This window comes from Sphingopyxis sp. YR583 (assembly GCF_900108295.1).
Classification (GTDB): Bacteria; Pseudomonadota; Alphaproteobacteria; order Sphingomonadales; family Sphingomonadaceae; genus Sphingopyxis.
Genome location: NZ_FNWK01000001.1, coordinates 171,747 through 192,514, shown reverse-complemented (window position 1 = coordinate 192,514; position 20,768 = coordinate 171,747). Strand labels below are relative to the sequence as shown.

16 protein-coding genes and 1 riboswitch are annotated in these 20,768 nt (G+C 66.0%); of the genes, 3 read left to right on the top strand and 13 right to left on the bottom strand.

Going from position 1 to position 20,768, the window contains the following annotated elements:
- Window positions 1-34: 34 nt before the first annotated feature.
- Together hemN and sugE are read left to right on the top strand one after the other, a co-directional pair.
- Entirely contained in the window at window positions 35-1,330 is a 1,296-nt protein-coding gene (gene hemN / locus BLW56_RS00890) for an oxygen-independent coproporphyrinogen III oxidase (protein WP_093508804.1), read from the top strand.
- Between the two features lie 163 nt (window positions 1,331-1,493).
- On the top strand, window positions 1,494-1,814 hold the full coding sequence (gene sugE, locus BLW56_RS00885; RefSeq protein WP_093508803.1) for a DMT family transporter: 321 nt from the start codon (window positions 1,494-1,496) through the stop codon (window positions 1,812-1,814).
- Window positions 1,815-1,827: 13 nt separating this feature from the next.
- On the opposite strand, the gene nagE is transcribed toward sugE, so the two are convergent.
- The 5 genes from nagE to BLW56_RS00860 form a co-directional block, all read right to left on the bottom strand.
- On the bottom strand, window positions 1,828-3,510 hold the full coding sequence (nagE, locus tag BLW56_RS00880; protein WP_093508802.1) for an N-acetylglucosamine-specific PTS transporter subunit IIBC: 1,683 nt from the start codon (window positions 3,508-3,510) through the stop codon (window positions 1,828-1,830).
- Entirely contained in the window at window positions 3,507-6,002 is a 2,496-nt protein-coding gene (gene ptsP, locus BLW56_RS00875) for a phosphoenolpyruvate--protein phosphotransferase (protein WP_093508801.1), read from the bottom strand. Before ptsP ends, nagE begins: the two co-directional genes overlap by 4 nt.
- Before the next feature lie 69 nt (window positions 6,003-6,071).
- Entirely contained in the window at window positions 6,072-7,214 is a 1,143-nt protein-coding gene (gene nagA, locus BLW56_RS00870; RefSeq protein ID WP_093508800.1) for an N-acetylglucosamine-6-phosphate deacetylase, read from the bottom strand.
- On the bottom strand, window positions 7,211-8,248 hold the full coding sequence (locus BLW56_RS00865; protein WP_093508799.1) for an SIS domain-containing protein: 1,038 nt from the start codon (window positions 8,246-8,248) through the stop codon (window positions 7,211-7,213). The genes nagA and BLW56_RS00865 overlap by 4 nt, the downstream gene beginning before the upstream one ends.
- Window positions 8,249-8,505: 257 nt before the next feature.
- On the bottom strand, window positions 8,506-9,243 hold the full coding sequence (locus BLW56_RS00860) for a GntR family transcriptional regulator (RefSeq protein WP_093508798.1): 738 nt from the start codon (window positions 9,241-9,243) through the stop codon (window positions 8,506-8,508).
- Window positions 9,244-9,600: 357 nt separating this feature from the next.
- Here BLW56_RS00860 and BLW56_RS00855 point away from each other — a divergent pair, with 357 nt between their 5' ends.
- Window positions 9,601-12,171 carry a family 20 glycosylhydrolase gene (locus tag BLW56_RS00855; protein WP_256203244.1) on the top strand — a complete coding sequence of 857 codons (2,571 nt, stop codon included), beginning with the start codon at window positions 9,601-9,603 and terminating at the stop codon, window positions 12,169-12,171.
- On the opposite strand, the gene BLW56_RS00850 is transcribed toward BLW56_RS00855, so the two are convergent.
- The 8 genes from BLW56_RS00850 to BLW56_RS00815 all read right to left on the bottom strand — a co-directional run bounded on the left by BLW56_RS00850 (window position 12,168) and on the right by BLW56_RS00815 (window position 20,768).
- Window positions 12,168-12,890, bottom strand: a complete 723-nt coding sequence (locus tag BLW56_RS00850; RefSeq protein ID WP_093508797.1) for a hypothetical protein — start codon at window positions 12,888-12,890, stop codon at window positions 12,168-12,170. The two genes, BLW56_RS00855 and BLW56_RS00850, sit on opposite strands and share 4 nt — an antisense overlap.
- Window positions 12,854-13,627 (bottom strand): ABC transporter ATP-binding protein, encoded by a 774-nt coding sequence (locus tag BLW56_RS00845; RefSeq protein ID WP_093508796.1) that lies wholly within the window; start codon window positions 13,625-13,627, stop codon window positions 12,854-12,856. Before BLW56_RS00845 ends, BLW56_RS00850 begins: the two co-directional genes overlap by 37 nt.
- A complete protein-coding gene (locus BLW56_RS00840) occupies window positions 13,621-14,622 on the bottom strand; it encodes a FecCD family ABC transporter permease (protein WP_093508795.1) in 1,002 nt (333 codons plus the stop codon). The genes BLW56_RS00845 and BLW56_RS00840 overlap by 7 nt, the downstream gene beginning before the upstream one ends.
- Window positions 14,619-15,470, bottom strand: coding sequence for an ABC transporter substrate-binding protein (locus BLW56_RS00835; protein WP_093508794.1), 852 nt, complete (start codon window positions 15,468-15,470; stop codon window positions 14,619-14,621). The genes BLW56_RS00840 and BLW56_RS00835 overlap by 4 nt, the downstream gene beginning before the upstream one ends.
- Entirely contained in the window at window positions 15,470-16,078 is a 609-nt protein-coding gene (gene cobO / locus BLW56_RS00830; RefSeq protein WP_093508793.1) for a cob(I)yrinic acid a,c-diamide adenosyltransferase, read from the bottom strand. Before cobO ends, BLW56_RS00835 begins: the two co-directional genes overlap by 1 nt.
- The gene (locus BLW56_RS00825) at window positions 16,078-17,934 is read right to left on the bottom strand and encodes a TonB-dependent receptor plug domain-containing protein (protein WP_093508792.1); all 1,857 of its coding nucleotides are present in this window, start codon (window positions 17,932-17,934) and stop codon (window positions 16,078-16,080) included. Before BLW56_RS00825 ends, cobO begins: the two co-directional genes overlap by 1 nt.
- Before the next feature lie 177 nt (window positions 17,935-18,111).
- Window positions 18,112-18,329, bottom strand: a riboswitch (cobalamin riboswitch).
- A gap of 50 nt (window positions 18,330-18,379) precedes the next feature.
- Complete coding sequence (locus BLW56_RS00820; RefSeq protein ID WP_093508791.1) at window positions 18,380-19,534, bottom strand: acetyl-CoA C-acyltransferase; 1,155 nt, start codon at window positions 19,532-19,534, stop codon at window positions 18,380-18,382.
- A gap of 4 nt (window positions 19,535-19,538) precedes the next feature.
- Window positions 19,539-20,768 (bottom strand): acetyl-CoA acetyltransferase, encoded by a 1,230-nt coding sequence (locus BLW56_RS00815; RefSeq protein WP_093508790.1) that lies wholly within the window; start codon window positions 20,766-20,768, stop codon window positions 19,539-19,541.

Here is a 20,768-nt window from a genome sequence, read left to right as displayed (position 1 = left end):
TGTTCGGGCAGAGGCGCCGGCCTAGAAAGCGTCCATGTGGTCCTATCATCCCGATCTGCTCGCCAAGCCGGTGCCGCGTTACACCAGCTATCCCACTGCGATGGAATTTACCGACGATGTCGGCGCCGACGATTATGCGCGGGCGCTTGACGGCATCGAGGCGGCAACGCCGATCTCGCTCTATGTCCACATCCCCTTTTGCGAGCAGATTTGCTGGTATTGCGGCTGCAACACCGGGGCGGCGGGCCGCAAGCAAAGATTGGCGGATTATCTCGTCGCGCTGCGCGCCGAAATTGCGCTCGTCGCAAAGCGGCTCGGCGGGCGCGGGAGGGTGCAGCGCATCGCGTTCGGCGGCGGCAGCCCCAATGCGATCGCGCCCGTTGAACTTGTCCGGCTGCTCGACCGCATCCTCACCGTCTTCGACGCGCATCGTCCCGAGGTGTCGATCGAACTCGACCCGCGCGGTTTTTCCGCCGAATGGGCGCTGGTGCTTGCGGCGGCGCACGTCACGCGCGTCAGCCTCGGCGTACAGACCTTCGCGCCGCATGTTCAGCAGGCGATCGGCCGCATCCAGCCGCTGTCGCATATCGAGCGTGTCGTTGCCGCGCTCCGTTTGCGCGATATCGATGCGATCAATTTCGATCTGATGTACGGACTGCCCGGCCAGTCGCTCGCCGACCTCGACGCCACACTCGATGAAACGATCCGCCTCGAACCGAGCCGGATCGCCTTGTTCGGCTACGCCCATCTGCCCGACATGATCCCGCGCCAGCGGCGGATCGATGCCACGAACCTTCCCGATCAGCGCCTTCGTTTCGAACAGGCCGCACATGGATATCGGCGCCTGACCGATGCTGGCTATATTCCGGTCGGTTTCGATCATTTCGCGCGAGCGGACGACCCGCTGGCCGTCGCGGCGGCGGCGGGGCGGGTCAACCGCAATTTCCAGGGGTTCACCGACGATGACGCGCCGGTGCTGCTGGGCTTCGGGGCGAGCGCGATCAGCCGCTTTCCCGACCTGATCGTCCAGAATGAGAAGCGGGCAGGGCCGTACCGCGATATGGTGGGTGAAGGCCGCCTGACCGCGGTACGCGGCGTCGCGATGGACGATGCGCAGCAGGTGCGGGGAAAAAATATCCGCGACATTCTGTGCAGCGGCCGGACCCGCATCGGAATGGATCGCGGGGAGCATGTGCGGAAGATTCTGGCCGATTACGAGCGTCGCGGTGTCGTCGAATGGGACGCCGACGATCTGGTGATCCGCGGTGAAGGCCTGCCCTATGCGCGCCATGTCGCGGCACAATTCGACAGCGTCAGGGGAGCGATCTGATTTAACGGCGACTTGATATTTTGCGTTCCTAAAATGGGGCACTGCCCGTAAGAGACGCATGCAGCCCCTGTCGGGCGGCTAACCAAGAGGCCACGTCCTCGCCCGCATCATATGTGGGCTTTCAAGTCCGGGACGGCCCGGCAGCCTTTGAAGGAGGGCTGTCATGGCCTGGATTTATCTTACCATCGCCGGAATTTTCGAAGTCGTGTGGGCCTTTGCGATGAAGCAGTCGGACGGCTTCACGCGGCCCGCGCCGACGGCGATCACCATCGCGGCGATGATCGTCAGTTTTGCGCTTCTGTCGATGTCGATGAAGGCGCTGCCGCTGGGCACCGCCTACACGATCTGGACTGGGATCGGCGCGGTTGGCGCATTTCTGGTCGGCATTTTCGTGCTCGGCGAACAGGCGAATGCGATGCGCATCGTCGCCGCGCTGCTGATCGTCAGCGGGCTGGTGCTGATGAAGCTGTCGTCGCCCGCCTGACGATCCATTCGTTTCAAACGAGGATATGACAGATGCCGGGGCGCGGCCGGACGATGCCGCGCGTCGCACGCACGAGCGCGCTTTCGTCGACACGCGTCGCGTCGGCCAGCTCGACACGGAAGCGGCCGTGCAGGGCATGGACGGTGCGGACATTGGCATCGCCGCCGAGCGCGCCGACGATATCCGCCGGGAGCCCCGACGCATCGGTGCTTCCGGTGACCTTCGGCATCTGTGTGGCAGCAGTCGCTGTGCCGCTCCACGCCAGCGCGCCGCGGATTTCTTCGGCGACCAGGTCGGCGATCGGGCCGAGCACGACCTGCGCGGCCTTTTCCGACGGACGGATGATCCCGCGTGCGCCGAGCGCGGAGAGCGCAGCATCGTCGATGGCCTGACTGTCGGCGACGATCAGGCGAAGGCGCGTTGTGCAGGCATCGACGCTGACCAGATTGGCGGCTCCGCCGAGCGCGGCGACAAAGGCTTCGCCACGGGCTCCGCCTGCGGATGCCGTGGCGGCTTCGGTGACCGCTCCCTTTTCGCGGCCAGGCGTCGCAAGGTCGAAGCGGCGGATGAAGAAGCGAAACAGGCCATAATAGAGCGCGGCATAGGCGGCGCCCACCGGCAGCAACATCCACGGCCGTGTGGCGAGGCTGAAGTTCAGGACATAGTCGAACAGTCCCGCCGAAAATCCGAAGCCGAGTTTCACGTCGAGCGCGTTCATCAGCGCCATCGCGGCGCCCGTCAGCAACGCGTGGATTGCATAAAGCAGCGGCGCGACGAACATGAAGGTGAACTCGATCGGTTCGGTCACCCCGGTCAGGAAGCTGGTGAAGGCGAGGCTGAACAGCATGCCGCCGACCGCCTTGCGCCGCTCGGGCCGCGCCTCGTGATACATGGCGAGGCATGCGGCAGGCAGGCCGAACATCATCACCGGGAAAAAGCCGGACATGAACGCCCCCGCGGTGGGATCGCCCGCGAAGAAACGCCGCAGGTCGCCGGTCGCCCCCTCGAAATCGCCGACGACGAACCAGGCGGCATTGTTGATGATATGGTGCAGCCCGGTGACGATCAGCAACCTGTTGAGTACGCCATAGACGAAGAGGCCGGCGCCGCCGCTCTCGACCACCGTCCGGCTCGCCGCGTCGATCGCGCCGCTGATATGCGCATAGCCATAGCCGAGCACCGCCGCGAGGAGCAGCCCCGCGACGCCGCTCGCGATCGGAACGAAGCGCCGGCCGCCGAAGAAGGCGAGATATTCGGGGAGGGCGATCGTGGCGAAGCGATTGTAGAAATTGCCGCCGATCAGGCCCGACAATATGCCGATGGGCACCTCGAGCTTGTCGATCTGCGTCAGCGACCAGTTTTTCGCAGCGAGCGCCGCCGCAGCCTCCGGCAAACCCGCACCGATGTCGGGCGGCGCGATCAGAAAGGTCTGTGCGCCGGTGGTCGTGACGAGGTAACAGACGACGCCTGCGAGCGCCGCCGCGCCATTGCCGTCGCGCGCAAAGCCGATCGCGACGCCGATAGCGAACAATATGCCGAGGTTTTCGAAGATCGCTGCGCCTGCCGCCGAGATGAAGGCGATGTCGAGCAGGTCGGGCTGGCCGATGCGCAGCAACAGGCCGGCGATCGGCAGCACCGCGATCGGCAGCATCAGCGCGCGGCCGAGCGGCTGCAACGTTTCGAGCATCTTCCTCATCGACGTGTCTCCTCGAAAGCACGGGCGAGCGCGCGAACCTCGGCCGCCGATTTGCATTGCAGCGCGAGCTCGGCATGCGCGCGGGCTTCGATCAGGCTCAGACCGCGCACGATCTGCTTTGCCTCTGCGACGAAGCCGGGAACGGCGGAGAGTTCGGTGACGCCGAGCCCGATCAGAATCGGCAACGCGGCGGGATCCGATGCGAGCCCGCCGCACACGCCGACCCAGCGCCCGCGCGGAATGACCAGGCGGCAGGTTTCGCCGATCATGCGGAGCACCGCGGGGTGCATCGCATCGACCCCGGCAGCGACGGCCGGGTTGCCGCGATCCATCGCGAGGACATATTGGGTGAGATCGTTGGTGCCGATAGACAGGAAATCGGCCTCGGCGGCGAGCAAGTCGGCGATCATCGCCGCTGCCGGAGTCTCGACCATCACCCCGACTTCGACCGGCGTCGCGATGCCCATTTTGCCGCGGAGCCGGTCGACCAGCGCGCGAACCTGTCGCAGCTCGTCGATGCCAGCGATCATCGGGATCATGATCTTGCACTGGCCGACGGGCCCGACGCGCAGGATCGCACGGAGCTGTGTCTCGAGCAGCGCCGGGTGGGCGAGCGCAACCCGGATACCGCGCTGCCCGAGCGCGGGATTTTCCTCATCCGCAATCGGAATATACGCGGCCGGCTTGTCGCCGCCGATGTCGAGCAGGCGGATGATGACCGGCTTGCCCGCCAGCGCGTCGGCAATGCCTTGATAGGCGGCGTGCTGCTCGTCCTCCGATGGTGCGGTGTCGCGTTCGAGAAACAGGAACTCGCTGCGGACGAGCCCGGACCCTTCGGCGCCCTGCGCGGCGGCGAGCGCGGCATCTTCGGCCGTGCCGATATTGGCGAATATTTCGATGCGTGTGCCGTCGGCGCTGTGGCACGAATCCTTTGCCGCCGCCTGTGCCGTGGCGCGCCGTGCATCGCGCTTTGCAAGCCGCGCGGCGAAGGCGTCTGCGTCGGCGGCCCCTGGATTTGCGGTCAGATGGCCCAACTCGGCATCGAGCAGCAGCGGCGTGCCGTCGTCGATCTTGTCCAGCGTCTCGCCCATCGCGACGAGCGCGGGCAAGCCGAGCCCGGCGCACAGGATCGCGACATGCGAGGTCGGGCCGCCACGAACGAGACACAGGCCCGCGGGTTTTGCTGCCGCGACGGCGAGCAACTGCGACGGGAGCAAATCCTCGGCAACGACGATCGCCCCGGCCGGAACCGCGGCGCCGTCGAGCGACGTGCCGGTCAGCGCCGAGAGCAACTGCCGCTCGATATCGACAAGATCGTCGATGCGTTCGATCAGATGCGCGTTGCCCGTCGCGCGGATCGCGTCGATCTGGTCGTGGATCGCGCCGCGCCATGCAAAGCCCGCGCTACGTCCTTCGGCTATGCGTTTTTCCGCGCCTGCGAGCAATTCGGGATCGTCGAGCAGCGCCAGATGCGCGTGCATGATCGCCGCGACGCTGCCCTCGGCACTGTCGGCTTGCATCACCATTTTGCTGCGCACATCATCGCGTGCGGCGCGAAGGGAGATGCGCTCTGCATCCGCGTCGGCGCCGTCGCGCGCGATGGCGATGTCGACCTGTCGCAGCCGCGCCGCCGGGCCCATCGCAAGGCCGGGCGAAGCGATCACGCCGCGGGTCTGCCCGGCGCGCAGCATCGGCGCTTCAACCGGCGTCACCGCAGCGACGGGTGCAGCCGTCGCGCTTTCGCCCATATCGGTTGCCAGAAGCGCGACGATCGCCGCCAGTGCCGCTTCGGCATCGTCGCCGCGCGCCTGCACGAGAACCTCGTCGCCAAAGCCCGTCCCGAGCGCGAGAAGCGCCACGGTGCTCCGCGCATCGCCGCGCTTGTCGCCGTTGAGAAGGTGGATATCGGCTTCGAAACCGCGTGCCGTCTCGCCGATCCGCGCGGCGGGACGGGCGTGAATGCCGTGCGGTAGCGACAGTGTCACCGCCTGCTCGACCACCGTTCCGTCATCCGACCGGCGCCGCGCCTCGGCTTCCACCGGGACGAGCGTCATCAGCGCTTCGCATTCCCCGATCGAACAGTCGACGGACCGGCGGCTGATCGCAAAGGCGTCGGCATTGGTCACGATGACCGGCGTGATCAGGCTGGTGGCCGCGAGCGCGACGGCGTCGAGATCGAAGCGGATCAGCGGATCGCCGCGCGACACTGCGGCGCCGATCGCGACCAGCGGCGTGAAGCCTTCGCCCTTCAGCATCACCGTATCAAGCCCGATGTGGATCAGCACCTCGGCGCCTTCGGTGCTGCGCAGCGAAATCGCGTGCCCCGCATCGTGAAGCGTCACAACCTCGCCGTCGAATGGTGCGACGACGGTATCGCTCAGCGGCTGGATCGCCACACCGTCGCCCATCATGCGTTGGGCGAATACCGGGTCGGGAACGCTGTCCAGCGTCGTCGCCCATCCTCTGAGCGGAGAGGTGATGATCAGGCTCATCGGTTCATTCCCCAAAACTTTCGCCGCTTGTCGCGCAGCGGCTTCTATCATTGGCCCTTCAAACAGGGATTAGGCGGCCTCGGAAACAGTCCGCCCGCCGATCCATGTCGTGCGCGGGGTCAGTCCCGCGTCCATCCATACCCAGTCGGCGCGCTGCCCGGGCGCGATCGCTCCGATGCGGTCGCGCAGCGACAGGAAGGTGGCGGGTGTCCCGCTCGCCATCGTCGACACGTCCGGGACCGGCAGACCGGTCACTTGGGCCGTCTTGCGCAGCGCCGAAGCCATGTCGAGATGCGTTCCGGCAAGCGTACCATCCTCGAAGATGCAGACGCCGTCCTTCACCGCGATGCGCTTGCCCTGCAACATGAACTCGCTGACGTCCGTGCCGACGCTTGGCATCGCATCGGTGATCAGCATGATACGCTCCTTGCCTTTTGCACGGACCGCCAGCCGCACGACTGCCGGGTGGAGGTGGACGTCATCGACGATGAGGCCGCAATATACGTCGGAATCGAAAGCCGCGCCGACCGCGCCCGGATGCCGGTGGTGCAGCGGCGACATCGCGTTGAACAAATGGGTGAAGCCGGTGAGCCCCGCGCCGATCGCGCGCTGCGTCTCGTCATAGGTTGCGTCGCTGTGCCCGGCGCTCACGATCACGCCGTGGCGAACGAGGGTGCGGATGTCGTCCTCGTCGCAGAGTTCGGGAGCGAGCGTCAGCATCACGCGCCCGCGATGCGGCGCGGTCAGCGTCGCCAGCGTGTCGGTGTCGAGGCGGCGGATGCGATGCGCCTCGTGAATGCCGCGCTTCACCTCGTTGATAAACGGGCCTTCGATATGGATGCCGACAACGCCGGCTACGCCTTGCCCGATCGCGGTATCGACCGCGGCGAGCGCCGCCGCGATCTGCGCGGGTGTATCGCTTATCAACGTCGGCAGGAAAGCGGTCGTGCCGAAACGTGCGTGCGCAGCACCGATCGCTGCGATCGCCTCGACATCGACCTGGTCGTTGAAGAGCACACCGCCGCCGCCGTTGACCTGTGTGTCGACGAAACCGGGAAGCAGCCAGCCGCCGTCCAGATCGATCTCGCGATCGGCGGGCGTGCCGCCGACGGGCGTGACCGCCGTGACGATGCCATCGGCGATCATTATGTCCGCATCGCCGGTGGGACCATCCGGCAGCACGACCTGGCCGTTATGAAAACGAAAGATCATAAAGTCTCGGTAACCTTGTTGAGATGCGGAGGCGAGTCGGGGTTGTGGCCACGCGCCAGCGCCAGCGCGCTCGCCATGCGGTAAAAGCTCTGGATCAACAGGATCGGCTCGATTGCCGGGTGTGCCGCTATCGCGGGGAGGTCGCCGCCCGCCGGATCCGCGAGCAATACGGTCGCACCGCGCCCGCGGAACTCGTCGGCGATACTGCGAACGCTTGCGGCGGCGCGGTCGGTGCCGCCCAGCGCAAGGACATGAAAGGCATCGCCGACAATCGCCATCGGGCCGTGACGCACCTCGGCGGCGCTGAAGCTTTCGGCATGGAGGCCCGAGGTTTCCTTGAATTTGAGCGCGGCTTCCTGCGCGGCACCAAGCCCGTAGCCGCGACCAAGGACGAACAGGTTCGCAGTACCCCGAAAAGCGTCGATCGCGGGCGACCAGTCGAGCGCGAAAGCTTCCGCAAGCTGGCCGGGCAGCGCGGTCAGCGCGTTTTCGAGCGCATCGTCCTCGGTCCATGCCGCGACGAGAGCCGCGATCGCGGCAAGCGAGGCGATATAGGATTTGGTTGCCGCCACCGACCGTTCGACTCCGGCGGAGAGCAGGATCACGACATCGGCCAGCTGTGCGAGCGGCGAGTCTTCGGCGTTGATCAGTGCAACGACAAAGGCTCCGGCATCGCGCTGCTGTTCGACCGCGGCGAGCAGGTCGGGGCTCTTGCCCGACTGTGAAATTGCCAAGCATAAGCGGTTTCCGGCCAGCGCGGGCGCATCGTAAAGCGAGGCGATCGACAGCGCGGAGGACGCGGTCGGCGTCCCCGTCATCGTCTCGATCAGATATTTGGCGTAGGTCGCAGCATGATCCGACGAGCCGCGTGCGCAGGTCACGACGGCAGCCGGCGGGGCAGTGCGAAGGCGCCGGCCGATCGCACCGAACGCCTCGCGATTCGCCTCCAGCATTCGTGCGACGACGACCGCCGCTTCGCCTGCTTCCTGCTCCATCAGTGTCGGTCGTCCGTCCGATGCGGCGTTCGACGTCATAATATCCTGTCTCCCGGTCGGCGGTGCGCCGCCACTCGCTATATTGGTACTATATAGGTTATATATGTCTCATCAAGATGTATGTTTGGGATGAGCGAATTTTCGTGATCCGGCTTCTTTGGCGCCAATATTCTGTTGCGTTCTGGATGCCCGACGCGTCGGAAGAGTGTCCGCCGTAGCGGTTCGGCTGTTCCGGGAATTGGTCTTGTCCGGCGCGCTGGAGATAGATGTCCGGCGCTGCGCGATGCTTGCGGCGTTTAGCCGTTCAGTTCGGCGACGACGTCATAGGCGTCGCCGCGGTAATAGCTTTGGGTGAATTCGGCGGTGCGCCCGTCGGAGAGGAAGCCGCGCCGTTCGATGAAGAGTCCCGGCGTGCCGCTCTCGATCCCCAATATTTCGGCCTGCTCGGCAGAGAAGGCGACCGCGCGCAGCCGCTGGAGCGCGCGGACGGGCAGGTGGCCGGCCGCTTCGAGCGCCTCGTAAAGCGATGCGCCGACCGTCTCGACCGATGGCAGGCAATAAGCGGGGATCGTCGCATATTCGAGCGCCATCGAGGTGTCGTCGGCATAGCGGATGCGGTGGAAGCGATAGACGAGCGAGCCGGGCGAGAGGCCAAGCGACAGCGCTTCCTCCGGCGTCACTGCGCCCGTGGTCTTGCTGATCCACTTGCTGTGCGGCTTGCGTCCGCGCGACACCATGTCCTCGGAAAAGGAGGTGAGCTTCGAAAAGCTCTTCTCGACGCGCGGCCGGGTGACGAAGGTTCCCGCGCCGCGTCGCCGGGTCACGATGCCGTCGGCGACCAGCCCGTCGATCGCCTTGCGCACCGTGATGCGCGACACGTCGAATTCCTCGGCCAGGTCGCGTTCGGTCGGGATCGCCTCTTCGGCCTTGACTACCTGTCCTTCGATCGCGTCGCGCAGGATCTTCTGCAACTGGAGGTACAGCGGCGTCGGATCATCCTTCTGAAGCGGGCCCACGCGTGCGATCAGTGACAAGGATGTTGCTCCACCATTGCGAAGGACGCGGTCGGCAGGACCGGCTTCTCCTTCCCATGTGTTGCATTGGTATCGTCGCGTCAATCCTGCTGCGAGCTATTCGCATGGCCGTGGTGCCAACATATGGCTGGCGGTTCGGTCGCCGGGGCCTTGGTGCGCTGCGCAATCGCGATGAGATCCCGCATCGAGAATGGGTGGTTCGGCGACTTTGCGATAATACTAATGTAAAACCAATAGCGAAGGTCTCAGCCGGATATTCGTCAATTTATCCCGAAATGCCTCGTTATATCTCAAGAAATCGGTAAATTCGAAAGACGTTGACCGTCGTGAGGACGCATGACAAATTAGATACAAATTATGAAACGGGAGAATGGAATGCGGGTCGCGGCGTTGACGGGGATCGCGATGGCCGCGCTGGCCACATCGGCCGTGCAGGCTGCCGCCGAGGCGCCGTCGCAGGCTGCGCTCGATCGTCTCGCTGACACGCTCGATTACAGATATCGGGTGATCGACAACGGACCGACATGTCCGGCGGGCATCGAGGCCTGTTTCCTCTCCACGATTACACTGACGATCCCCGACAACCTGCCGGCCGACGTCCCGACCAAGGGGCTCGCGCTCTATTTCAGCTTCGTCAACCGCCTGCCGCGCGTAGAAAGCGACATCTTTGCGCATCGGCTGATCAACGGCGATGTCCAGCAACTGACGCTGAAACCCGGCGCGGCGCTGCGCCCCGGCGCGAAGCATGAAATCAGGCTGTGGGGCGTGGGGTCCAATTTCTCGAAGGCCTTTGGCATGCCCAATGCCTATCTGGTCGCCGACGGTTTGAAGCCGCGCACGATTGCCGCAACGCGCCCGGCGATCGACCCCGAAACGGGACTCGAAATCCTGCCCTTCGTTGACCCGATGACCGATGAGGCAAGGCTTGCGACGAAGGGCGGCGCCGACAGAACACGCTGGCTGACCCCCGAACGCGCCTTTGCCTTGCAGGCCGACCGGCAGGCGTCCGTAACGACGGGAATCGCGATCCTGCCCAAACCTTCAAAAGCGGTGCAGGGCAAGGGCGTCGCCATCGACCTGAGCCGCGGACTGGCGGTCACGCTGCAGGGCGTTGAGCACGCCGATATCGCACCGGCGCTCGCCGCATTGGGTGTGGCGAAGGGCGTGCTGCCGTTGACCATCCGGGTCGACGCTTCGGCGGTCGGCAAGCCCGAAGCCTATATTCTCGATGCAAAGGAATCGGGAATCGCCATCACGGCGCATGACGTCGCAGGGGCAAGCCATGCGCTGCGTTCGCTGGCGCAGCAGGCGATGTTCGACAAGGGTAAGCTCAGGCCGCTGCGTGTCGAGGACGCCCCTGAATATCGTTTTCGCGGCCTCCACATCGACCTTGGCCGCAACTTCCACAGCCGCGAAGAGATATTGAAGCTCGTTGAGGCGATGGCGGCGTACAAGCTCAACAAACTCCACCTCCACCTCGCCGACGACGAAGGCTGGCGGATCGAGATTCCGGCTCTGCCGGAACTGGCGGCGATCGGGTCGAAGCGTTGCCATGACCTTGCAGAGAAGACCTGTCTGTTGCCGCAACTTGGCGCAGGGCCCGACGGGACAAGCAGCGTCAACGGTTACCTCGGCGTCGCCGACTATGTGGCGATCGTGAAGGCGGCCGCGGCACGGCAGATCGAAGTGATCCCGTCCATCGACATGCCCGGTCATTCGCGTGCCGCGATCAGGGCGATGGAAGCACGCTATGCGCGTCTGGCCGGCGACGGCAAAAAGGCCGACGCCGAGGCGTACCGGCTGATCGATCCCGCCGATACGACCGAATATCGCAGCATCCAGAATTATAGCGACAACACGCTGAACGTCTGCCTGCCCGCCACCTATCGCTTCGTCGATACAGTGGTCGACGCGCTCGCCGACATGCACAAACAGGCGGGGGCGCCGCTCAAGACCTTCCACCTCGGCGCCGACGAAACCGCGGGTGCGTGGGTGAAATCACCGGCGTGCAAGGCGATGATCGCCGACAATGGCAGAGATGCGGGCAAGCTTACCCCGCGTTTCATCGAGCGTGTGAGCCGGAGCCTTGCCGTAAAGGGCCTCGAAACAGCCGGATGGAGCGACGGCATGGGGCACACCGACGCCGCCGCGATGCCCCGAAAGGTGCAAACCAATATCTGGGGCGTTCTACACGCCGGCGCGATCCGCGAGGCGCACGACCAGATGAACCGCGGCTGGGACGCCGTGCTCTCAATCCCCGACCTCGGCTATTTCGATATGCCCTATGCGCCGAACCCCGAAGAGGGCGGCTATAACTGGGCCTCGCGTGGTGTGGACCCCTATCAGGTGTTCGGCTTCATGCCCGACAATCTGCCCGCCAACGCCGCGACGATCCGCAACATCCAGGCCGAGGGCAAGGCGATCGAAGACAGGCCGGTGTTGCAGCCGGGACACCGGGTTGCGGGATTGCAGGCACAGCTATGGAGCGAGACGATCCGCACCGACGCGCAGGTCGACTATATGCTCTTTCCGCGTCTGCTCGCGCTCGCCGAGCGTGCGTGGAGCCCGGCGCCATGGACCCCGGCCTATCAGGCGGGTGCCAGCTACGAATGGGGCGACAAGCGCGTCGACGCCGCCAAGCTGAAGGCGGGCTGGCAGGATTTCGCCGGGCGCGTCGCTGCGCAGTTCCCGCAGCTCGAACGGATGGGCGTCGCCTATCGCGTAGCCCCTCCGGGCGCGCAGATCGCGAAGGGCAAGCTTGAGGCGAACAGCATGTTCCCCGGCACGACTATCGAATACCGGATCAACGGCGGCGCATGGACGCGCTATGCCGGGCCGGTGGCGGTCAGCGGTGCAGTCGATCTGCGCAGCCGTTCCACCGACGGCAAGCGCGCCAGCCGCACGGTTCGGGTCGAGCCTGCCGGCTAGGCCGCCTTCATCCACACGACGAGGGCAAAGCGCGTCGCCTGTGCTGCCAGCGTGCGGTGCGGGGTGAAGCGGTCGAGGAACAAGGCCGTTCCCGCAGGGCACTCTGGCTGTACGCGCGGCAATCCGGCGAGCCGCCATTCGGGAATTTCATACCCGTCGTCGCCTTCGCTCGCGAGCGGGGCGGGCTGGCGCCGCGCCGCGATCTCCAGCCCGCCGTTCGCAGGGCCGGCATCGCTCAGCGGGATCCACGCGGTCACCACGACCTTGCCGCATCCGGTGCCATCGTCGCGCGCGACGTCGCTGTGCCACGCGTGGCGGTGCTCGGGAAAACAGGCGATGCTGGCGCGGACGCGGACGATCTTGCCCGCCAGCGCCCGCCCGCTCAGCTCCTCGGCGACTGCAATCAACCGCGGATCGTTCGCCAGCGCCTGCAGCCGTTCGCCGCGATGCGCGTCGGTGCACAGCGCGACGCGCAGCAGATTGGCGACGCTGCGCTCCCTCGCGTAAATCCGGTCGATCCGCTCGGTCAGCGGCGCTTCGGGACAGCTCTGTTCGAAGGGCAGGTAAAGTGCTCCGGCCATCCGGTCGATATGCTCGGCAATGTCGCCCGCCGCCGCGCTGACCCGCTCGGAGTCGAACAGCGATACCGCCGCATAGCCCTCTTCGGCGAACTGCACTGCGGTCATCGCGCGCGCCCGAAGGTCGTGATCGTCGGCCATTCGCCGCTGGTTTCCACGCGCGCGTCGATGCCATAGACCGCGCGCAGCCGTTCGGCCGTCAGTACCTCTGACGGCGTCCCGTCGGCGACGATCCGCCCTTCGTCGATCAGGAGCAGCCGGTCGCAATAGCGCGCCGCCATCGTCAGGTCGTGGAGCACCGCGATCACCAGTCCGCCGCTATCCGCCTCGGCGCGCAGCATGTCCATCACGTCGATCTGGTGCCCGGGATCGAGGCTCGCGAGCGGTTCGTCGGCGATCAGCGCCGGGGCCTCGACCGCCAGTGCGCGGGCAAAAAGCACGCGCGCCCGCTCGCCGCCCGACAATTCGGTCGCGATCCGGTCGCGGAGCTCGATCACATCGGCACGCTCCATCGCGCGCTCGATTGCCGCCGTATCGGCGTCCAATATCCGCGACATCGGCGCAAGGTGCGGCAGGCGCCCCAGCCCGACGAGCCGCTCGACGGTCAGCGGCCAGTGCAATGTCTGACCCTGCGGCACATAGGCGATCCGCCGCGCGAGGTCGCCGCGCGGCATCGCCGCCGCCTCGACGCCATCGACGCGTACCGAACCGCTCGGGGGCACCAGCGCGAGCATCGCGCGCGCGAGCGTCGACTTGCCTGCACCATTCGGGCCAACGATCCCGGTCAGTGTGCCGGGAACGAACGCGGCGCTGACGTCGTGGACGACCGCGCGGCGGCCGAGCGTGACACCGACATGATCGAGGGTGAGGGTCACCATAGCCGTCGCTCCCGCATCAGATGGACAAGGAAGACCGGGACGCCCAGGAAGGCCGTGACGACGCCGAGCTTCAACTCGTTCGTCGTCGGGATGATCCTTACCCCTAGGTCGGCAAGCGTCAGCAGCGCCGCCCCGCCGATCGCCGATGGCAGCAGGATCGCCGAAGGGCTGCGGTCGGTCAGCGGCCGGATCAGGTGCGGCACGATCAACCCGACGAAACCGATCGCGCCCGATACCGCGACGGCGCCGCCGACGCCGATCGCGGTGCCGATCAGCAGTCGCAGCCGGGTACGGCGAAGGTCGGTGCCGAGGGCCTGCGCGGCATCCTCGCCGAGCGTCAGCGCGTCGAGCGCGCGCCCGTTCCACAGCAGCATCGCGCCGCCGATTGCGATGCACGGCAATGCGATCCACACATGATCGAACGACCGGTTCTCGAGGCTGCCGAGCAACCAGGTCATGATTTCCATCGCAGCAAAGGGGTTGGGAGACAGGTTGAGCGCGAGGCTGGTCCCCGCGACCGCCAGCGTCCCCACCGCGATCCCCGCAAGGATCAGCGTCAGCGGGCTTTCCGCCCTGCCAGACAGGATGAAGAGCAAGGCGAGCGACAGCAAGGCGCCGCCCGTTGCGAGCAACGGCAGCACAATTGGGTGGATTTCGGCCAGCCCGAAATAGATCGCCGCCACGCCGCCCAGCGCTGCGGCGTTCGACGTGCCGAGCACCGACGGTTCGGCAAGCGGATTGCGGAGATAACCCTGCAACGCCGCACCGGCGAGCCCGAGCATCGCGCCGACGCCCAGCGCGAGGATGGTACGAGGCAGGCGGAGATCGAAGAGGATGATCGACGCCACCTTGTCATCGTTGCCGATCGCGGCATCGACGAGCCGCGCCACCGACAGATCGACAGCGCCGAACAGCAAGGATGCGACCGCGGCGACCAGCGTCAGCGCCGCCAATGCAGCGATCAGCGACCAGCGGGGCAGGGCGAAACGGCTCATGCGCCTTTTCCTTCGAGTTTCGCGATCTGTGCCGCCATGCTGCGCGCCGCCTGCGTGTAGGCGGGGCTTCCGCACACGGTCCACGCCTGCGGCACGCTGATGCGCGGAATGTCCTTGAGCGCGGGATGATGCAGCATTTCGCTTCCCTGATCGGTGACCGTGTCGGTCGCGCTCTCGACGATCAGAAAATCGGGCTCGGCCGCGACCATTTCCTCGATGCTGAGCTGCGACAGCGGCGGTTTGCCGAGCTTGCCGGCGAGATTGACCAGCCCGACGCGCGTCATGAGTTCGTCGATCAGCGTGCCTGTGCCCGTCATATAGCCGCGGCGCTGATAATAGGCAGCGACCCGGCCCTTGCCCGGTTTCGGCAGTCCGGCCAGTTCGCCCTGCATTCGCGCGATCAGCGCATCGCCGCGTTCGGGATGCCCGACGGCGACGGCGGTCTGGCGGATCGACGTATAAATCTCATCTAGCGTGTTCGCGGTGGCGAGATCGAGCAGGGGATAGCTCTGCTCGGGTAGCGCGCGGAGGGCCGCACTGCGGCTCGCGGGCATGCCGACGATCAGGTCGGGCTCGATCGCCAATATCTGTTCGGCCGAGTTGCTGAGCAGCGGGATACCCGCCGCCTTTGCGGCTTCGCCCGACATTTCGATATCGGTCGCATTCTTCGTCAGCCCGGCGATCTGCTCGCGGTCGGCGAGCGCGAGCACGAGCTGGTCGGCGCAAAGGTTGATCGACACGATGCGCTGCGGGACCGCAGGGGCCTTCGCGGGCGGGGCGGGGGAGGCTGCCCAGAGCAGCCCTGCGCCGCCGAGCAGCGCCGCAGCCAAAAGGCTACGCCGCCGCATCAGAATTCGATCCCTTTCTGCGCCTTTACATTCTGCTCGCGGAACGGATGTTTTACCTGCGCCATCTCGGTGACCAGATCGGCCGCGTCGATCAGCGCTTCGGGCGCGTTGCGGCCGGTGATGATCACATGCGTCATATGCGGCTTCGCCTCCAGCGCCTCCAGCACCTCGTCCACCGGCAGATAGTCGTAGCGCAGCACGATGTTGAGCTCGTCGGCGATTACCATCTTATAGCTCGGGTCGGCGATCATCCGCTTGACCTCTTCCCAGGCATCGCGCGCCACCGCGATATCGCGACTGCGGTCCTGCGTATCCCAGGTGAAGCCTTCGCCCATCGGCTTGAATTCGATCAGGTCGAGAAAGCGGTCGAACACCGCTTTCTCGCCCGTCGCCATCGCGCCCTTCACGAACTGGACGACGCCGACCTTCATGTCGTGTCCGATCGCGCGGATCGCCATGCCGAGCGCGGCGGAGGTCTTTCCCTTGCCGGGGCCGGTGTGGACGATCACCAGCCCCTTTTCGACCGTCTTCGCCGCGACCTTCTTGTTCTGCGCGGCCTGGATCTTCTTCATCTTCGCCGTGTGCTCGGCGTCGGTGCGCGCTTTCATCAGAAGCGCGCCCGCACACCGCCATAGGCGGCGCGGCCATAGGTGCCGTAATTGAAGGCGGTCGCATAATCGGCGTCGAACAGATTGTCGACGCGGCCGTAAATCTCGAAATGACCGCCCACGGGGAAGGATGCCCGGATACCGGCGAGTGCATAGCCGTCGAGCGGCACAGCATTCGCCGCATCGTCGAAGCTGTCGCCGACCATCGTCAGCGTCGCGCCGGTCGACAGGCCGAACGACCAGTCATAATCGGCCGACAGGCTGATCGCATTTTCGGCGCGGCGGGGCAGGCGCTTGCCGTCGAACGCCGGGCGCCCAGAGCGGTCGCGCGCGTCGATATAGCTGTACGACGCGGTGACGTTCAGCGCATCGACGGGCTTCAGCGCCAGCGTCGCCTCGATCCCCTTGGCGCGCGTGCGGTCGATATTGCCATAGGTGAAGGTCGCGTTGTCGTAGTTGATCTGGTGGGTCGTGTTGCGCAGGAACGCCGTCAGCGAGATCAGCGCGCGGCCGTCGGCGAGGCTCTGGTCGATTCCGACATCATAGCTTTCCGACCGTTCGGGGCGCAGCGCGCTATTGCCGCTGAACGCGTCGTAGAGCTGATACAGCGACGGCGCTTTGAACCCCTCGCCATAGCTCAGCCTGAAATTGGTCGCGCCCGCGTTCGGCGAATAATTGGCGTTGGCGCCGAACGTCGCCGCACCGCCGAACTGGTTGTGATCGTCGTGGCGGACCCCGCCCGACAGCGACAGCCCGGTAAAGGGCTGGACGATCCCGAGCGCATAGACGCTGTCTATATTGGCCTTCTGGCTGTCGGTCGAACCGAAGCCGAAGAAGTCATAGTCGGGGCGTTCATGCTCGTAACCGAAGATCAGCTTCGCTTGGCTGGCCGGCGTCACGACGCCCTGATATTCGAACCGCAAATTGGTGCCCGAATAGCCGTAATCGGGTGCGGTGCCGCGCACGAAATAATAATCGCGCTCGTTGCGCATCCACGTCACCGCCGCGCGGCTGGTGAAATTGCCGTCGAACAGGCCAAGGTTCAATCCGGCATAACCGACATATTGGTCGAGCTTGGCGACGTCGGCGCTGTCGGCGGGGGCGCCGAAAAAGCTGTCATAATCGAGGTCGGCGTTGATGTAATAGCCGCGCAGGTCGAGGCTCAGCACATCGCTGAACGCGACCTTCAGCCGCGCGTTGCCTGCGAAATTCTTGTATCCGTCCTTCTCGGTGCCGACCGCTGCCGACGAAATTCCGTCGGTGCGGAAATAAGCGCCGCCGATCCCGCCGGAAATCGCGCCGGCAGTACCCGAAACATCGGCCTTGGCGTTGAGCGTATCGCTATACCCATATTCGGCCGATGCGCCCGCGGCGAAGCCTTCGGCCGGGGTCGCGGTCATCAGGCTGACGACGCCGCCGATCGCCTGGCTGCCGTGCACGACCGAGTTCGAGCCGCGTAGTATTTCGATGCGGTTGATGTTGCCGGTCAGCAGGTGGCCGAAATCATATCCGTCGCCGATGCCGCTCGGATCGTTGACCTTGACCCCGTCGATCAGCACCAGAGTCTGCGTCGTCTCCGCGCCGCGCAGCGAAATTCCCGCGACCGATCCCACGCTGCCCGTGCGATTGAAACGGACGCCGGGCGTCGTCGCGAGCAGGTCGACGATGTCGGTGGTCTGGCGCCGCTCGATCGTGTCGGCGTCGATGATCGTGATCGCCTGACCGACTTCGTCGCGCGATTGCTCGATCCCCGACGCGGTGACGACGATATCGTCGCGGTCGCTGCCGGCGGTTTCGGCAAGGGCCGGCGTCGCCGTAGCCAGTGCCAACAGGGAAATGGTCGCAAATTTCAACATGGGTAGGCCCCCGCACGCCGACAACGAAGGCGGAGCCTGTCGATACGCATGCGCGATCGACCGGTGCCGGCGGCGCAAGTGGCGTCATGGCCTGCGACCCCGGTACCGAGGCGGCTCCAGCCACCTGGTCGTCGCTCGACGGAAACCTCCGTGCCGCGGCCTTTCCCTGGGCCTTGGCATTGAGCGACCCACGCCGGCAGGTCTCCTGGCTCGCGGGTCAGGGCTCGGTGCACGCCTTCCCAGGTGACCCCAGTGGCTGGTCCGAACGCTTCGGACCGGTGCATCTCGCTCGCCGCTTACAGTTGCAGGGACAGCCTCGGTTTCGATGCACCTTCCGGCGCGCCTACCGCGTTCCCTATTAAGCCCTCTCGGGCACCGGTGCGATCATGCGCGGGACAAGCCCCGCACGCGCCGCCCATAGCGCAGCCGCGCTTTTTCGCAATGGCTATTGGCGCGCGACGATCATCGCCGCGCCGACCCCCAACGCCCCCGTCAGCACGACAAGGCCATATTGGCCTTCGCACGCATCGAGCGCGTCAAGCAGGGTCGAGGTGAGGATCGCGCCGCTCGCGCCCATCGGATGGCCTTTCGCGAGGTGTCCGCCGCTGACATTGACCCGCCCCGGATCGGCACCGCGGTCGCGGTGTAACTTGGCAATGGTGACGGCAAAGGCCTCCATGAACTCGATCCGGTCCATATCGTCCAGTGTCAGCCCGGCGCGCGTCAGCACCTTGTCCATCGCGGCGAACCCCGCGGTCAGCGAGGCTGCGGGATCGCCGCCGCTCTCGGCAAAGGCGACGACCCGCGCGCGCGGGGCAATACCGAGCCCTTCGCCGCCGATCAGCGCAAGCCCCGCGCCGTCGCAGATCGGCGGTGCGTGTGCGATGCTGTGCAGCGGCTCGAAGGTCGCGCCTTCGAGCGCGCCGGCATATTGCGCCTGCAATTCGCCAAAAGCGGGTGGCGCGGCCGCGAGCGATTCCGCCGTGGTTTGCGGGCGGATGCATTCTTCGCCCGCCAGTGGTCCGGTGGCGATGCGCGAGGCCTGCAGGGCGGGATCGGCTTCCGCCGCCGCCGCTTTCTGCTGCGAAGCGAGCGCCACAGCATCTAGTTCGGCACGGCTGATGTCTTCAGCATTCGCAAGACGGTCGGCCGCGAGCACGGGCGGCACGAAACGGGCGCGCGGCGGCAATTCGTCGTTCGTATAGAAACCCGCGCGATCGCCCAGAAAGGGTGCGCCGCTCATCGACTCGACCCCGCCCGCGAGGATGTGCGTCGCTTCGCCGTTCGCGACCTTCGCGACCGCCTGACCGATCGCCGACAGTCCCGACGCGCAATAATTGTTGAGGCTGTGTGCCGCGGTCGTGTCGGGCAGGCCGGCATGCAGCTTTGCCAGCATCGCGATATGCCCGCCCTGCGCGCCACTCTGCGTGACGCAGCCGAGCAGCAGGGCGTCGGGCGTTGCCGCGATATCGCCGCAGCGCGCGGTCAGCGCCGCTGCCTGCTGGCGCACCAATTCCTGCGGGCTCAGTGCGGCAAGCCCGCCATCGGGTCGCGCCTTGCCACGCGGCGTGCGCACCGCGTCATAAAGATAGACGTTCAACGGGTCAGACGCCGACGACGAAGCTGACGGCGGTCGTCGCGCTGCCGCCGACGTTGAAGGTCGCAAAGTTGCGCGCGCCTTCGACCTGATAGTCGCCCGCGTTCCCCGTGACCTGCCGCCAACTGTCGAGCAGCATTCGCACCCCCGTCGCGCCGACCGGATGGCCCAGCCCGATCAGCCCGCCCGACGGATTGACCGGTAGCTTGCCGCCGAGGGCAATGGTGCCGTCCTCGACCGCGCGCCAGCTTTCGCCGGGTTTGGTGATACCGAAATGGTCGATCGCCATATATTCGGTGATCGAGAAACAGTCGTGCACCTCGACCCCGTCGCAGGCGTAGATGTCGGGCATGTCGGCGCGGCGGAGCGCGTCCATCATCGCTTTGCGCACGCTGGGGAAAACATAGTCACCGCCGCGGCTGTCGGCGACCTTGGTCGAATAGAGCAGGGGGGCGGTGGCGTGGCCCCAGCCCTTGATGCGGGGGATGGAGTCGAGCGGGATGCCGCGGCGCTTCGCATAGGCTTCGGCAACTTCGCGCGAGGCGAGGAAGATCGCCGCCGCGCCGTCGGTGACCTGCCCGCAGTCGGACTTGCGAAGGCTGCCTTCGATCAGCGGATTGACCGCGTCATTCTCGCCGAGATGATCGTCGGTGACTGCCCAACCGCGCGTCTGCGAATAGGGGTTCTTCTTGGCGTTGGCGAAGTTGTTCGCCGAAATGCCGCGCAGATGCGCACGATCCAGCCCGAAGCGCTCCTCATATTCCTCGGCAACGCGCGCGAACATATACGGCCAGAGATAGCGCGCCTCCTGCGCCTCGCGGCCCGCCCATGCGGCGGCACCGAGATATTCGGCGGCGCGCTGGCCGGGAACGTTGCGCATCAGCTCGATCCCGAGCACCAGCGCGAGGCCGTAGCGTTCGGCCTCGATCTCGGCTGCGGCGGCGAGGATCGCGATGCTGCCCGACGCGCAGGCGGCCTCGTGGCGCGATGCGGGGATGCCCGCGAGGTCGGGGTGAACATGGCCGAAGAAGCCGCCGAGCTGGCCCTGTCCCGCGAAGAGTTCGCCGACGAAATTGCCGACGTGGGCAGTTTCGACTTCTTTCGGCTCGATACCCGTTGCGACAAAGGCCGCTTCAGCGACATCGCGGAACAGCTCAAACAAGCCGCCGCCCTCGCGTTCGAGATTGCGCGAGAAATCGGTCTGCGCGCCGCCGAGGATGAAGACGTCTTTCGCCAT

Bases quoted from the DNA above. Each gene is read 5' to 3' on its own strand.
- BLW56_RS00815 (WP_093508790.1), bottom strand. From the start codon at position 20,768: ATGGCGAAAGACGTCTTCATCCTCGGCGGCGCGCAGACCGATTTCTCG.
- BLW56_RS00865 (WP_093508799.1), bottom strand. From the start codon at position 8,248: ATGACGTCGAACGCCGCATCGGACGGACGACCGACACTGATGGAGCAG.
- BLW56_RS00845 (WP_093508796.1), bottom strand. From the start codon at position 13,627: ATGGTGACCCTCACCCTCGATCATGTCGGTGTCACGCTCGGCCGCCGC.
- ptsP (WP_093508801.1), bottom strand. From the start codon at position 6,002: ATGAGCCTGATCATCACCTCTCCGCTCAGAGGATGGGCGACGACGCTG.
- nagA (WP_093508800.1), bottom strand. From the start codon at position 7,214: ATGATCTTTCGTTTTCATAACGGCCAGGTCGTGCTGCCGGATGGTCCC.
- hemN (WP_093508804.1), top strand. From the start codon at position 35: ATGTGGTCCTATCATCCCGATCTGCTCGCCAAGCCGGTGCCGCGTTAC.
- BLW56_RS00855 (WP_256203244.1), top strand. From the start codon at position 9,601: ATGAAACGGGAGAATGGAATGCGGGTCGCGGCGTTGACGGGGATCGCG.
- BLW56_RS00850 (WP_093508797.1), bottom strand. From the start codon at position 12,890: ATGGCCGACGATCACGACCTTCGGGCGCGCGCGATGACCGCAGTGCAG.
- nagE (WP_093508802.1), bottom strand. From the start codon at position 3,510: ATGAGGAAGATGCTCGAAACGTTGCAGCCGCTCGGCCGCGCGCTGATG.
- cobO (WP_093508793.1), bottom strand. From the start codon at position 16,078: ATGAAAGCGCGCACCGACGCCGAGCACACGGCGAAGATGAAGAAGATC.
- BLW56_RS00835 (WP_093508794.1), bottom strand. From the start codon at position 15,470: ATGCGGCGGCGTAGCCTTTTGGCTGCGGCGCTGCTCGGCGGCGCAGGG.
- sugE (WP_093508803.1), top strand. From the start codon at position 1,494: ATGGCCTGGATTTATCTTACCATCGCCGGAATTTTCGAAGTCGTGTGG.
- BLW56_RS00840 (WP_093508795.1), bottom strand. From the start codon at position 14,622: ATGAGCCGTTTCGCCCTGCCCCGCTGGTCGCTGATCGCTGCATTGGCG.
- BLW56_RS00825 (WP_093508792.1), bottom strand. From the start codon at position 17,934: ATGTTGAAATTTGCGACCATTTCCCTGTTGGCACTGGCTACGGCGACG.